Origin of the sequence: Virgibacillus sp. LDC1 (genome assembly GCF_025792345.1) — a bacterium.
In the GTDB taxonomy this organism is placed as follows: domain Bacteria; phylum Bacillota; class Bacilli; order Paenibacillales; family Paenibacillaceae; genus Paenibacillus_AQ; species Paenibacillus_AQ lautus.
In genome coordinates this window covers 3,910,014-3,924,143 of record NZ_JAOXLZ010000001.1, presented here as the reverse complement: position 1 = coordinate 3,924,143, position 14,130 = coordinate 3,910,014, and the positions used below count along the sequence as shown (strand labels likewise).

Sequence of the window (14,130 nt, the reverse complement as noted above, 5' to 3'; positions counted from 1 at the left end):
GACTCATCCTTAATCTATAGTTAAGTAATATTAATTAGGTTTAAATTTACTTAAATATAACGCAGCGTTACAATGAACACAAGGACATGGACACACAATGTTCAAATAATAACGCTATTTTACCCTAGGAGGTCATTGATAATGTCAGAACAACGTGTAGCGGTAATTACCGGCGGAGCGAGCGGAATCGGTCGTCAGGTCTCCCTTAAATTTGCAAGAAAAGGCGATCGTGTCGTCGTTGCCGATTATAATGAGGCTGCCGGTCAAGAGACGGTGGACATGATCAAAAAAGAAGGCGGCGAAGCCACTTTCGTTCAAGTCGATGTTTCCAAACAAGAAAGCGTCGAGGCGCTTGTGGATAAAGCGGTTGAGCTGTACGGCCGCATCGATGTCATGCACAACAATGCGGGTATTGGCGGGGCTGGACCGGTTCTCGAGCAAAATATGGATCTCTACCATCGCACCATTAACGTGAATCAGCACGGGATTGCTTACGGTATTATTGCGGCAGGCAGAAAGATGAAAGAGCTTGGTATTAAAGGCGTTATCATCAATACAGCATCCGTATTCGGATTCCTGGCTTCACCTGGCACATTTGCTTACCACGCTACAAAAGGCGCCGTCATCATGATGAGCAAATCGGCTGCGCTTGAACTGGCGCCATATGGCATTCGTGTCGTTGCCGTTGCTCCCGGAGCAGTGGATACACCGATTATCCAGGGCTATAAGGATTCAGGAATGCTGGATTCCATGAAAGCCAAAGTCATGGGCGGAGAATTAACACAGCCTAAAGTTGTAGCGGATACCGTGTATCTCGTGTCTCTGGATGAAGCTGCTGCGATTACAGGCAGCGTGGTCATGGCTGACCAAGGCTATGCTTCATTCAAATAATCCGTTAGGCATTTAATGGCAACGTATATAGAGCATTAAACATACAGAACCTCTCTTTGGAAGGAATGCAGGCTTAAGCCTCCATATCTCCGAAGGGAGGTTTTCTTGGTTTTCCTGTCAAAAGATTTCCTCTCTCCACAAAAAACAGGTAAAATAGAAAGGAAATTTAAAAGACCATACATATGGTGTCAGACGACGAGTACTGGAAGAGAGGTATATAAATATGATCATTAAACCTAGAACACGCGGATTTATTTGCACAACGTCCCATCCTGTAGGCTGCGAAGCCCAGGTGCAGGAGCAGATTGATTATGTGTTACAACAGCCTGGCATCGAGGGGCCGCGCAATGTGCTGGTTATCGGCGCTTCCACCGGGTACGGCTTGTCGGCCAGAATTGCTGCCGCATTCGGCTCCAGAGCAAATACTGTAGGTGTGTATCGTCCCAGCCAGGCAACCGAGAAGCGGACCGCTTCGGCAGGCTGGTATAATTCGGTCGCATTCGAGAAGGCAGCGGAGGCTGCAGGCTTAAAATCGTTCAGCGTGACGGGAGATGCTTTCACGCAAGAGACCAAAGCCAAGACGGTTGAGCTTATCCGCAAAGAGCTGGGCCAGGTTGATCTCGTAGTGTACAGTGTTGCTTCTGCGCGCCGTACGCTGCCTGACACGGGCGAGACGGTCAGCTCCGTATTGAAGCCGATCGGACCGGCCTATACCAACAAGACGGTAAATTTCCATACGGGTGAAGTGACAGAGGTAACGATTGAGCCGGCCACGGAAGAGGAAGTGAAGAACACCGTAGAAGTGATGGGCGGCGACGATTGGGAATTATGGATGAATGAGCTGGCGGAAGGCGGCGTCTTGGCTCCTGATGTGACCACGATTGCGTTCTCTTACATCGGCTCCGAGATTACCAAAGCCATCTACCGGGATGGATCCATTGGACAAGCCAAGGATCATCTGGAGGCAACCGCGCTGAAATTGAACGAGAAGCTTGCTGCCGGAGGCGGACGCGCTTATGTGACGGTCAGCAAAGCGTTAGTGACCCAATCCAGCTCGGCGATCCCGGTCGTTCCGCTGTACGTATCGGCGCTGTACAAAGTCATGAAGGAGAAGGGGCTGCACGAGGGCTGCATCGAGCAGATCTATCGTCTATTCTCCGATCGTCTCTATAAAGGGCAAGAAACGCAGGTGGATGAGAAGGGGCGCATCCGTATCGACGATTGGGAACTTCGTGATGACGTGCAAGCTGAGGTGGCCGAATTGTGGAGCAAGGTTACGAGCGAAAATATTGAAGAACTGACGGACCTTGCCGGTTACCGCCGCGAGTTCTTCCAGTTGTTCGGCTTTGAAACCGACGGCGTGGATTATGATGCGGATGTTAATCCTGTGGTCGATAATCCGAAAGCCATTTAACGAGCAAAAGCGAGTCCCGGACATGACCGGGGCTCGCTTTTTTTATATCATCTTGAATATACGCATCCGTATTGGCAAGTCCCTGATTCATTCAAGATAAAGGGATGTAGATTTGGGCTTTAGCGGCATGTACCGAGGTTCTCAGTTCCAGGCTGTAGAGCGCCGGGTTTGGCGTAAGACCCCGTTGCTTCAACTGCTGGATAACATAGGCATGAGACTGGTCGGTATCCTCCCGATCGGAATGTCCTTCATGGGTGTACATGGCATATTCCTGTGTCGGCAAGGTTAAACCCACCATCCGCTCCGGCGTATCACCGATCGTCATCACCTCGATTCCGGCTACATAGTGGTAGATCTGCTGCCGGTTCAAAACAGCTGCAATATATAAGGGATTCGACGTTTTCTTGCGAATATAAGGAATTTCCTCCATGCGATCCTGGAGTTCCTGCCAGAGCTTTGGCTTGAGGGCTTGGGACATATAGTAGGCCGTAAAAGGAAGCTTCATCTCCAGGCCGACGATCAGGGTCTGCGGTTTGATGATCCGCTGAATGGATTCATTCGTCTGCGCGGACCGTTCTCTCTTTTGCCGCGATGTCAGAATGGAGTACCCGCCGTTTTTTCCCTCATTGGCATACAAAGGAACACCTAGACGAGACAGCTCATGAAGATAGCGGAGCATCGTACGGTACGAAACCGAGAATTCTTCGGCTAACTCGCCGACGGTGAAGTTTTGCCGTTCATACACCCGCTGCATGACCTTAAGGATCCGTTCGGTTTTGGGCATGATTTCGCTCCTATGATTTTTTTATACTGTGACAGTTTCTGGCATAGTTCAAGTATATAATGAAACCAAATATATGATAAAGGAGCATTTACTAATGACAACCGATCAACGAAACGAAGCAGCGGTTACGAGTAAGGAAGCTTTTCAGGCGATGGGATTGAAATGGGAAGGCACATTTGCCGAGGCGGGTGCAGGCGGGATACGTGCGGTGCATCGGACCCTGCAAGAGCGGCTGGCGGAGATACCCCATGCCTTACATACCGACACGTTGCTGGGGCTATCTTACCATGCTGTTCCCGGCGGTGACGGATTTATCCATTACGCGGTTGTGGAAGTGGAACGGATCGACGCAGTTCCGGACGGGATGGTTACGATATCCGTTCCTGCTCTAACCTATGCCGCTTGTACTCATCGGAAAGAGCAGAGCATCGATCAGTCCTATAACAATATCTATGCCTGGATTAAAGAACAAGGTTACTCGGAATATAACCCGGATCATTTAACGCATTTCGAAAAATATCCGATGAGTCAGGATCCTTATGCGGATGACCCCGAATTTATCATCATGATTCCCGTTCAGGTTTGAGAACATTTTGAAAGAAAATGGATAGGGGGTGCTCACCGCGCGGTGTCGATATGAAGCTCATGTTCATGGTCTTTGTAGCGGTGAGCGAAAAAAATCATCGTTTCAGCGGAAATGTACTATGCCTTTCTAATCACAGGAATCCACAATTCGTTCTTATACTCGTCCGGAGGAAGATAGCATTCGATGGCAGGAAGCGGCGCGAGATCATAAGCATGGGATGGTATCCACTCCGTATAGAGACGTTTCCACATCTCCGCAATGCCGCTCGGATCTCCTTCCAACTCGAAGACGGCCCAAGTGGCGGCAGGGAAATGTCGCTGCACCATCGGTTCCTGAGGCGTATCCTTGGATACGACGGACATGATGTAGTCAAAATGCTCATTCTTCCCATAGTCACCGTCTGCACAAACACCCAGTATTCCCCGGATCGGATGGTCCTGCACACGATAGTTCCATAGCCTCTCGAAAATGCCCTTCTCCTGGGCCTCCTTCCAGAGGCGGGGAACGTCTTCATAGGCACACTGCGTGCTTACCTGCTCCTTGAAACCGATAACGGAGAACTCCTTCATTTCTTCGATTCTGTAATTCATTTCGGCAGCTCCTCGCATTGAGAATTGAAAGGAGATGCGGGGATAGGCTTTCAGTTTGGTACCCGCCTGGCGTGCGGCCGTCGGCGTGGTGCCATGCATGTTCTGGAATGCACGCGCGAACGCCTCCGGGGAATCATAACCATATTTAAGCGCAAGGTCGATTACTTTGATTTCGCTGTTTTGCAGCTCGTAGGCGGCCAGTGTCAGCCGGCGTCTTCGTATGTATTCGGACAGCGAAACATCCGTAATGAACGGAAACATGCGCTGAAAATGATAGACGGAGCAGCAAGCGATCTGAGCAGCTTCAGCGTAATCGATCTCCTCGGTTATGTGCGCTTCTATATAGCCAATGGCCTCATTCATCCGCTTTACCCAATCCATCCGGTCATCATCCTTTCTAAGATCAATATATAAGAAGCTGCATCCAAAAGGCCTAGCCGTTGCTGCACGGATATCGCTAGCCCGGTTATTTTTAGCCAGACCATCATTCCAATTAGGCAAAAAATACAGCTTAGCGGTTTGGTGTATACGGATAGGAATGTCCATACTTTACGAGCACATGCCACAGCTGTTTGAGATGCTGGAAGGTTTCATCCAATGCTCCCCAGTCGCTCCACTCGATCGGATCATGGTGCAGTTGAGCAGCCGCTTTACCGATAATGGCTGCATCCAGTTTGCCCAGTGAGCCTCCAAACCGTTGATCGATCCGCTTGGCGAGCGGCGGCATGGCAGGTCCCCGAAAATCATCCGGAACATCCTGTACGGCAAGGCAGAAGCCTGGATGCCAGGACAAGGTGAGGTTATACCGTTCACATAACGCATGGAGCAAATGCCCGATCGGGGTGTCCCTATAGGACGGATCGGCCACCAGGGCCTCCACATCGCTGGACAAGTCGATGACACCATGGATCTGCGCTTCAATATAATCATCCAAGGAACGACCGAGAGGCCCGGAGAAACCGGTATGCGAAAAAGGCAGATGAAGAATGCGTTCCAGCATGGATGGAATGTCCACATTCGGGAAGCCCAGGGCCGCGCCAGTGGACTCGACTTGATGCAAGAGTGCAGCGAGGATCGAATCCCATTGACGGATGGTGCCCACAAATTCAGGACCTGCATGACTGTCTCCGAATGTAAAGGTGCAGCGGTTCAATATATTAGGGGAAAGCACCAAAAAACAGGAACCGAATCGGGGCGACGCACCATCGGCATAATGCATGAGATTGAGTGCCCCGTATTTGGGCCGCTCGTCATTTTGTACGCCGGGCTGCTGGTAGGCACCGCCAAACAGGAGCCGTTCCCATTGGTCGCGGTCGCCGCCCGGGTAGGCGGTTTTGCTTCCATTCGTCACGCTCGTGATGAACTGGTTATGATATATGCCTTCTGCCAAGAGGGATTCGATGACAGCGTGCCCGGTGGGCCGTATCCGATCCGGATGGAAATTCAACGTGACGCGGGCAGACTTTCCGATACTGGTTAACAGCGAGCCGACCGCCACGGAATCTTTTCCATGTTTCCGCAAGATTTGCTCCGTCATGTCCAAGGCGGTCATTCGTTGGCACGCCGCTGTGGATTCGACATGAAGAATCGCTTGTTGCTGCGCTTTAGATAACCGTTCGTTCATCATTGGATTTCCTCCATACTCTCCATACTAGACAACGATCGCTATAATCCTCATCATTTCTAGCCCACGAGTAGAATTCCTCTATGGCTGCCGCAAATTAACGTACTTTAGGCCTTAATTGGATGGATTTACTGGGAGGGGAGAACTCGCAATGATTGCCGCTGACCAGCCATCATGCTTTAATGAAACTAACATAAACGTATATGAGGGATGGAGGTATTATATATGCAGCCTAATTTCAGCATTCAGGATAAAATCGCAATCGTGACAGGGGCCAGCAAAGGCATCGGTTATGGACTAGCCCAAGCGCTGGCAGCGGCAGGGGCCAAGGTTGCCGTCATGGCACGAAGCAAAGACTTGCTGGGTCCATTGGTTGAGAAAATCTCACAGGCAGGAGGTCAGGCCAAGGCCTATGAGCTGGACGTCCGGAATGTGGAGCAGATCCGAACCGTGTTCGGTCAGGTAGCCGAGGATTTCGGCCGGCTCGATATCGTGGTCAATAACGCGGGTCTGGGAGAGGGAATGCTCGCGGAAGACATCACGGAGGATTACTGGGATGAGATGATGGACGTGAATTTGAAGGGCGTATTTTTCTGCTGTCAGGCCGCCGGCCGCATCATGCTGGAACAGGGGGGCGGAAAAATCATTAACGTCAGCTCCCAGGTGAGTGTCGTTGGGATTACGGAAGGGGCTGCCTACTGTGCCTCCAAAGGCGGCGTGAATCAGCTGACGAAGGTGCTGGCGCTGGAGTGGTCCAGCCGTGGCGTGAACATCAATGCCGTCGGTCCTACGTTCATCCATACGCCGGGAACAGCCGAGCGATTGGACTCCCCCGATTTCCGCGACGGCGTACTGGCACGGATCCCGGCAGGGCGGATCGGCACCATTGGCGATGTGGCTGGAGCCGTTATTTATCTCGCCTCCCCGGCATCCGATCTCGTGACAGGCACTTTGCTGCTTGTGGATGGCGGCTGGACGGCACAATAAGGCTGTGTTCGTAGAGATACAATCCGTCGATCGAGGCCAAGACGATGGAAACCCGTCAGCGGCGAATCAATAAAACAATCACGATGCTGAACGAGGGACGCTCACAGTAGAGATGGTCTGGATAATGGAAAAAAGAGCAGGGTAACACGGGGCGCTTAAAAAGCGGCCTCTTTTTTTATGTAAAGGATCAATTAGCTGACAAAAAAAGAACCCGGTCTTGCTATAGGCAAGTTACCGGGTTCTTTGACGATGGTATGGGCTGGGTCATTTTAACGGAACTTGCTTGGACAATGCTTCGAATTGCTGCAGATGTGGAGCAACCTTGGCTTGAATGTTCTTGAAATATCGGAGCGCGGCGTCGTTTTGACGCTGTTCAGTCGCCGAATTGGCCGGGAAGATCGAATAATTATGGTTGACGGAACCGTTCTTGTATTGAGCGCTGAACATTGTTCCGTTGGCCCAGTTTTTTTTCATGTTTTGATTGGTGCCCATAACCACGAGCAGTTCCTTGCCTTTCTTGTAGGTAAAGCTGTAGTCGGGATCCGCGACGGCATGAATGACATCGTATCCGCTGTGGAAGACGCCTGCCTGGAATGTCCCTTTCTGGATCTGATTCCACCGGACGGACCCGTCGGGCAATGTTACCTTATGCGTCAGGGTGCCTTCGCCATCCATTTTGTCGTTGTTCCAGCGGCCGGTGTATACCACCTTATGTGCTTCGCCGTCGACTTGGTATTCGTTGATGTATTTACCGTTTCCGGTGCGCTTCCCGTTAACGAAATCGCCGGAATATTGCTTGCCATTTCCCCACTTGATCGTGCCGCGTCCATTGGGCTGGCCGTTAGCCGTTTCACCGTAATAGGACGTCCGCTCGGAGATCTGTATCCATTCCTTGGCGGAGGCCGCATCGACGGAAACCGGCAGCGAGGCAAAAGAAGAGGCCATAAGCGAAGCTGAAAGTGTTAAGGTTACTGATAATGCCGTTATTTTTTTCATGAACATGTAGGCTCCTTTGTTGATATGGTTCTATTATACACTTCGCGGGTTACTTCAACATTCCTCTCTATGTCCTATATAATGAAGCGGAAGAGAATGGTGATTTGGGCACGGCCTACACGGATACGGTTTTATTTTTGAATGCAAATGATAACGGAGGGAACAGGATATGACACATGAAGAAAACGCCACAGGCTGGGACGCGATTGACGAGCAACTGCTGAAGCTGTACGGGGAGCAGGAGCCGAAACATTACGGGGCTCTAATTCCCTATGCTCTGGGAGGACCCGATCCGCTGAATGGAATCAGCGCTTATACGTCGAATGCCCCGAGTCCGCATTGGCATATGGTCACTTATGGTTTTAGCGAGCTGTATGACAAGGAATCGGACAATCTGGAGGAGAGCGGTTACGGATTCGAATTGACGTTCAGGCTGGCTAAGCAGGAGGATGAGGAAGATCCGCCGGCGTGGGCGCTAAATCTGCTTCAGAACATGGGGAGATACGTGTTTAACAGCGGGAATGTTTTTCGCTCGGGGGATTATTTGGATGCCAATGGGCCGATCTGCCTGGGTGCCGATACGCAATTGACCGCACTCTCCTTTACCCTGGATCCCGAGCTGCCGGAGATGGATACACCGAATGGTCGGGTCGAATTCCTGCAGATGGTTGGCATCACACGTGAAGAACTCGAGGCGATGCAGACATGGAATACGCTGGGCGTATTACAAGCTTGTGCGGAGTATATGCCACAATACATAACGGATCTGGATCGGGAATCGCTGCTGAAGGTACCTTCGATTTCGGAAGCCGTTGACCGAGGGACAAAACAAGAGGGCTCGAACACCGGATTTCTCTACGTGAGCCAGCTGGCTTTTGAACCGGGGAAGAAGGGGTGGTTAAGTAAAACCCCGGCTACATTACAAATAGGCGCCAAGCAGGCCGAAATTATCGGGAAGCTGCTGCAGGGCCGAATTCTGAAGGATAAGAAACTGAGCCTTGTCGGTTCGGACGTTCGGGTCGTATTTGAGCCGGGGGAGGAGAGTCGCTGGACTGCGGAGGATGGAGATGTTACCCTGGTTTTGGACGATCGGACCGCGGGTGAATTTTCAAGTCGATTGCTGCCAAAGGTCAGCACCTTCGAGCTTTCGGGCCTGCAAGGAATCCGGATTGAAGTTCTGAAGACGGAAATCAAGGATCAAGAAGGAAATGTTGTTCAAGTTATCGGATAGACAGGTATAAAAATGGAACAAAAACAAATAGAAAGAATTTCCTGTCCATATAAAATAGTTTACAATTTGAGTGATGTCTATATACTTATACTTTAAAGCGGTACATAAACATCATGCCACAGGAAATGGTTCTGACAAAGGGAGGATTACATTGAAAGCATCTATTAAAGTAGGGATCGTAGGTTATGGAAATTTGGGCAAAGGCGTACAGAAAGCAATCGGGCAAAATCCGGATCTGGAGCTGGTAGCCATCTTCACGCGCAGAGACCCGCAGCAAATGCCAGCCAATTCCGGTGCTCGCTTCGAGCATATATCAGCGGCAGAGCAATATATCGGTAAGATTGACGTTATGATTCTGTGCGGCGGTTCGGCTACGGATTTGCCTGAGCAAACGCCACAGCTTGCCAGCATGTTCAATACAGTAGACAGCTTTGACACACACGCGAAAATCCCTGAGTTTTTCGAGGAAGTCAACAAAGCGGCGTTGGGCGGAGGCCATGTCAGTGTCATTTCGACAGGTTGGGATCCGGGCTTGTTCTCCATGAATCGTCTGCTTGCCGAAGCAATTTTGCCTGAAGGAAAGGATTATACCTTCTGGGGCAAAGGCGTGAGCCAGGGCCACTCGGATGCCATCCGTCGTGTTCCCGGGGTGAAGGCAGGCGTTCAATACACGGTTCCAGTAGAAGAGGTTATCAACCAAATCCGTTCTGGTGAAACACCGGAGCTTGCCACACGCGAGAAGCACCGGAGAGATTGCTTCGTTGTAGCGGAAGAAGGCGCGGACCAAGAGCAAATCCGTCAAACGATTGTGTCGATGCCTAACTATTTTTCCGATTACGATACAACCGTAACTTTCATTACGCAAGAAGAGCTTGAGGCTGAACATGCAGGTATGCCTCACGGCGGATTTGTCATTCGCAGCGGCGTAACCGGAAGCGGAAATAAACAAATTGTTGAATTTGGCCTGAAGCTCGACAGCAACCCGGAATTTACGGCTAGTGTGCTGGTATCTTATGCAAGAGCTGCCCATCGTTTGAGCAGAGAGGGACAGCAAGGCGCCAAGACGGTGTTTGATATCCCATTGGGATACTTATCTCCAAAATCGGCTGAAGAGCTCCGCAGCGAGCTTCTATAAGCTGTAAGAAGCCCTGCCGCATATGCGGCAGGGCTTCTTTTTTTCTTATTTATACGATACCTTGTGCGATCATGGCATCAGCTACTTTAATAAAACCTGCGATGTTGGCACCAGCCACAAGATTGCCGGCTACGCCATATTCTTCCGCAGCATCCACGGCACTGCAGTAGATGTTTTTCATAATCTGATGCAGCTTTGCATCCACCTCTTCAAAGGTCCATGACATTCTCATGCTGTTCTGGCTCATCTCCAGCGCGGATACGGCAACCCCGCCCGCATTGGCAGCTTTAGCCGGTCCGAACAGCACGCCGCTGCTGATGAACTGCTCAATCGCTTCCAGCGTGGAAGGCATATTGGCTCCCTCACCGATGGCTTTTACACCATTCAAGATGAGTGTTTTCGCTGCTTCTTCATCCAGCTCATTCTGCGTGGCACAAGGCAGTGCGATATCGCATGGAATATTCCAGATGCCCGTGCAGCCTTCGGTATATTCGGCATGCGGGTGAATCTTAACGTATTCGCTGATCCGCAGGCGATCCCGTTCCTTCAGCAGCTTGACGGTTTCGAGGTTAATTCCGTCCGGATCATACAGATATCCGTTGGAATCACTGCAGGCGATGACGTGTGCACCGAGCTGCTGTGCTTTTTCAATCGCGTAGATGGAGACGTTGCCCGAGCCGGACACAACAACGCGGCTGTCTTTGAAGCTAAGGCCTTGCGAAGCCAGCATCTCCTGTACGAAGTAAACGCAGCCGTAGCCGGTTGCTTCCGTACGTGCCAAGCTTCCGCCATAGATGACGCCTTTGCCTGTCAGCACGCCAGCCTCATGTCCTCCGCGGATCCGCTTGTATTGGCCGAACATATAACCGATCTCGCGAGCGCCAACGCCGATATCGCCGGCAGGCACATCGGAATCAGGTCCGATATGGCGGTACAGCTCGGTCATAAAGCTCTGGGTAAAACGCATGACTTCCTGATCGGATTTGCCTTTCGGATCGAAATCCGAACCGCCCTTGCCGCCGCCGATGGGCTGGCCCGTGAGCGCATTTTTGAAGATTTGTTCAAAGCCGAGGAATTTGACGATGCCGGCATAAACCGAAGGATGGAACCGGATCCCGCCTTTGTATGGACCCAGTGCGCTGTTAAACTGGACGCGGAACCCGCGGTTTACTTGGGTTTTGCCTTGATCATCCACCCATGGTATACGGAAGGTGATCATTCGTTCAGGCTCGACAAGGCGCTCCAGAATACCATGTTCCCGATATTTCGGATGCTGGGCTAAAACAGGGACGAGGGAATCTACAAATTCCCGGACGGCTTGATGAAATTCTTGCTCGTGCGGATCTCGGGCCACCACTTGGTTATAGATGGATTCCACATAATCTTTCGCGGCAGTAAGGGGTGAAGAAACAGAAATATTCGTAGTCACTTTTGCGATGCACTCCTTCAAATCGTTAAAGTAGAATTGCGTGATAAATCGTCGGTTTTGCTGAAAAGAAAGCCTGTCTCGGACAATTTGTACTAAAACATTAAAAGTTTGCACTCAGCATTTTTAAGTTAAAAAGAATTGTATAGAATCTTGCCTCGTATTACCAATAAAATGTTTTTTGCGAACTCATTAAATATTTCTATAAAGTTGTCATTTGGTGTAAGTTAATAAGCTATAACCCTGTGTTTCGTGTAGCGAAAATGCAAAAAATAATCCGAATTTGTCATGGAAAAATACAAATAAAAGGAACTTTGGCTTCAACCTTTTCGGCATATTTAGCGTCTGAGGTCATGGAAAAATTGGAATATTATTACAGGTTCTAAAGGCGTGAAAAAGTTATCGGCAGGGATGCTGAAAAAAGATCGAAACCTGCCCGAAGGCTGTTTCGATCTTTTTTTCATACTAAGGATAAGTCCGGTCTTATTTCGAAATATCAATAAATCCTTCGCCAAACACGTCGCGTACGTCATGGATCGTGACAAACGCATTTTTGTCCTCGGCCCGGACGATTTTCTTGAGCATGGAGACTTCCTGTTTACTGATGACGATGTAAAGAACATCTTTGGTCTGGCCGGTGTAGTATCCATAACCCCGGAGCACGGTCACCCCGCGGTCCATAATCTCCGTAACCCGAATCGCAATGCGGTCATGATGAGTCGAGATGATGGTAACGGCCTTTTTCGGATTCAAGCCTTCAATAATGAACTCCATCGCCTTGGTACCGATATAGAGGATGACCACGGTGAACATCACCTTCTCGATCCCGATCACAAAAACGGACAGTCCCGCCACGATCAGGTCAAAGAACAGCAGGGCATAACTGATATTCCAATCCCAATATTTATTCGCCAGGCGGGCCAATATCACCGTACCTGCCGTTGTCCCGCCCACCCGGACGATGAGTCCAATCCCGACGCCGGCAAACAGTCCGGCAAATATGGCATTAATCACCGGCTCATCCGAAGCGATGCGCCAGTTCTCCGTCAAATGAAGGAACAGAGAGTGAAAGGCAACAACGATAATGGTATAGACCGTCGTTTTTTTATCGAGAAGCTTGTAGCCGACAATTAGCAAAATCCCGTTAATCACGATGCCGACCAACGCCGGGGACCATTTCAGCACATAATACAGAATGATGGATATCCCGGTAACGCCGCCTTCGCCAAAATCGTTGGGAATGACGAATAAATTGACGGCCAGCGCAAAAATAAATGCCCCGATGAGCAGCATGATCATATCAAACGCTCTTTTTTTCATACGATATACCTCCATGACTTTCAACAAGCTCACAAAAAAAGCGACTAAAGGAAAAAATCATCCTTTAATCGCTTTATGCAAACACAGGTTGCGCAGCTCTTTTGATATTCTCATTATAATAATCATTACATGGAATGTAAATGATTTTTAATTCACTGTGAGTAGTCGAATAGGAGCGCAATATTTCGAAATGGGGCCTGTGATAAAACTAAAAGTGAAAGAAGAAGAGGAGGAGATGATGAGACCATGAATACATTGAATGGGAAGGTTGCCTTGGTTACGGGCTCCAGCCGAGGCATTGGACGTGCCATCGCGATACGATTGGCGAAGGAAGGAGCGTTGGTAGCCGTTCACTATGGCAAGAACCATGAGGCCGCGGAAGAGGTCGTCAGCGAGATAACACAGGCCGGAGGAGCAGCTTTCTTGGTAGGGGCGGATCTGGCCTCCTCGGATGGAATAAGTGCCCTGTACGGGTCGCTGGATGAGATGTTGAGAGCACGAACCGGTGACACATATTTGGATATTCTGGTCAACAACGCAGGGATCGGTTTAGTGGAAACCATCGAGGAGACCACGGAGGGAAGCTTTGATGAAGTGATGCGAATGAACGTGAAGTCGCCATTCTTCATGATTCAGCAGGCTCTCCCGCGCCTTCGAGACGATGGGCGCATTATCAATCTATCTTCTGCGGTAACCCGAATCTCCTTGCCCAATATTCCAGCGTATACAATGACGAAGGGGGCCATCAATTCGCTGACCCTCTCCCTGTCGAGCCAACTGGGTTCACGTGGGATCACGATCAATGCGATACAGCCCGGCTTCGTTGCTACCGACATGAATGCCGCCATGCTTCAGGACCCAGCCTCTTTCCAGTTCGGAGCAGGCTATTCGATCTTCGGCAGATGGGGTGAGCCTGGGGATATCGCTGATATTGCAGCATTTCTGGCTTCTCCGGACAGCCGCTGGATCACCGGTCAATGCATCGATGCCAGTGGAGGATCCCATCTGTAATGACTACTTTTATCGAGGCGGTCCGGTTCACGCATGGCTGCTTCGATATCTTCAAAGACGTGCGCTTGTGCACGGTCTTTGTTGTTTAGTACAAGTCATAGATCGAAGGACCTAAGGAATTCCTTACATCGATGG

Annotated in this window: 14 protein-coding genes; 8 read left to right on the top strand and 6 right to left on the bottom strand. The window is 50.2% G+C overall.

Features of this window, described 5'->3' with window-relative positions; genetic code table 11:
• Nucleotides 1-141 precede the first annotated feature (141 nt).
• Both OHJ21_RS17665 and fabV read left to right on the top strand, forming a co-directional pair.
• Nucleotides 142-891, top strand: coding sequence for an SDR family NAD(P)-dependent oxidoreductase (locus OHJ21_RS17665; protein ID WP_486020712.1), 750 nt, complete (start codon nt 142-144; stop codon nt 889-891).
• A gap of 223 nt (nt 892-1,114) precedes the next feature.
• A complete protein-coding gene (gene fabV, locus OHJ21_RS17660) occupies nt 1,115-2,305 on the top strand; it encodes an enoyl-ACP reductase FabV (protein WP_486020711.1) in 1,191 nt (396 codons plus the stop codon).
• 91 nt (nt 2,306-2,396) lie between these two features.
• Here fabV and OHJ21_RS17655 read toward each other — a convergent pair whose 3' ends face one another.
• The gene (locus tag OHJ21_RS17655; RefSeq protein ID WP_394054244.1) at nt 2,397-3,089 is read right to left on the bottom strand and encodes an HTH domain-containing protein; all 693 of its coding nucleotides are present in this window, start codon (nt 3,087-3,089) and stop codon (nt 2,397-2,399) included.
• A 94-nt stretch (nt 3,090-3,183) separates the two neighbouring features.
• Here OHJ21_RS17655 and OHJ21_RS17650 point away from each other — a divergent pair, with 94 nt between their 5' ends.
• Nucleotides 3,184-3,675 (top strand): GyrI-like domain-containing protein, encoded by a 492-nt coding sequence (locus OHJ21_RS17650; protein WP_394054245.1) that lies wholly within the window; start codon nt 3,184-3,186, stop codon nt 3,673-3,675.
• A gap of 116 nt (nt 3,676-3,791) precedes the next feature.
• On the opposite strand, the gene OHJ21_RS17645 is transcribed toward OHJ21_RS17650, so the two are convergent.
• Both OHJ21_RS17645 and OHJ21_RS17640 read right to left on the bottom strand, forming a co-directional pair.
• Nucleotides 3,792-4,646 carry an AraC family transcriptional regulator gene (locus OHJ21_RS17645; RefSeq protein WP_486020709.1) on the bottom strand — a complete coding sequence of 285 codons (855 nt, stop codon included), beginning with the start codon at nt 4,644-4,646 and terminating at the stop codon, nt 3,792-3,794.
• Nucleotides 4,647-4,776: 130 nt separating this feature from the next.
• Nucleotides 4,777-5,892: a DUF3626 domain-containing protein gene (locus OHJ21_RS17640; protein ID WP_486020708.1), complete on the bottom strand. Its 1,116-nt coding sequence runs from the start codon at nt 5,890-5,892 to the stop codon at nt 4,777-4,779.
• A gap of 222 nt (nt 5,893-6,114) precedes the next feature.
• Here OHJ21_RS17640 and OHJ21_RS17635 point away from each other — a divergent pair, with 222 nt between their 5' ends.
• Nucleotides 6,115-6,876 (top strand): SDR family NAD(P)-dependent oxidoreductase, encoded by a 762-nt coding sequence (locus OHJ21_RS17635; protein WP_100538862.1) that lies wholly within the window; start codon nt 6,115-6,117, stop codon nt 6,874-6,876.
• Between the two features lie 29 nt (nt 6,877-6,905).
• Nucleotides 6,906-6,986 carry a YdeI/OmpD-associated family protein gene (locus tag OHJ21_RS17630; RefSeq protein ID WP_411829525.1) on the top strand — a complete coding sequence of 27 codons (81 nt, stop codon included), beginning with the start codon at nt 6,906-6,908 and terminating at the stop codon, nt 6,984-6,986.
• Nucleotides 6,987-7,140: 154 nt separating this feature from the next.
• On the opposite strand, the gene OHJ21_RS17625 is transcribed toward OHJ21_RS17630, so the two are convergent.
• Nucleotides 7,141-7,872 (bottom strand): MORN repeat-containing protein, encoded by a 732-nt coding sequence (locus OHJ21_RS17625; protein ID WP_486020706.1) that lies wholly within the window; start codon nt 7,870-7,872, stop codon nt 7,141-7,143.
• A 169-nt stretch (nt 7,873-8,041) separates the two neighbouring features.
• Here OHJ21_RS17625 and OHJ21_RS17620 point away from each other — a divergent pair, with 169 nt between their 5' ends.
• Entirely contained in the window at nt 8,042-9,103 is a 1,062-nt protein-coding gene (locus tag OHJ21_RS17620) for a suppressor of fused domain protein (protein ID WP_326119337.1), read from the top strand.
• Nucleotides 9,104-9,254: 151 nt separating this feature from the next.
• Nucleotides 9,255-10,238, top strand: coding sequence for a diaminopimelate dehydrogenase (locus OHJ21_RS17615; protein ID WP_486020704.1), 984 nt, complete (start codon nt 9,255-9,257; stop codon nt 10,236-10,238).
• Between the two features lie 49 nt (nt 10,239-10,287).
• On the opposite strand, the gene gdhA is transcribed toward OHJ21_RS17615, so the two are convergent.
• Both gdhA and OHJ21_RS17605 read right to left on the bottom strand, forming a co-directional pair.
• On the bottom strand, nt 10,288-11,667 hold the full coding sequence (gene gdhA / locus OHJ21_RS17610) for an NADP-specific glutamate dehydrogenase (RefSeq protein WP_486020703.1): 1,380 nt from the start codon (nt 11,665-11,667) through the stop codon (nt 10,288-10,290).
• Nucleotides 11,668-12,147: 480 nt separating this feature from the next.
• Nucleotides 12,148-12,984: a YitT family protein gene (locus OHJ21_RS17605; RefSeq protein WP_100538857.1), complete on the bottom strand. Its 837-nt coding sequence runs from the start codon at nt 12,982-12,984 to the stop codon at nt 12,148-12,150.
• Between the two features lie 246 nt (nt 12,985-13,230).
• Here OHJ21_RS17605 and OHJ21_RS17600 point away from each other — a divergent pair, with 246 nt between their 5' ends.
• Nucleotides 13,231-13,995, top strand: a complete 765-nt coding sequence (locus tag OHJ21_RS17600; RefSeq protein ID WP_100538856.1) for an SDR family oxidoreductase — start codon at nt 13,231-13,233, stop codon at nt 13,993-13,995.
• The last annotated feature ends 135 nt before the right edge of the window (nt 13,996-14,130 follow it).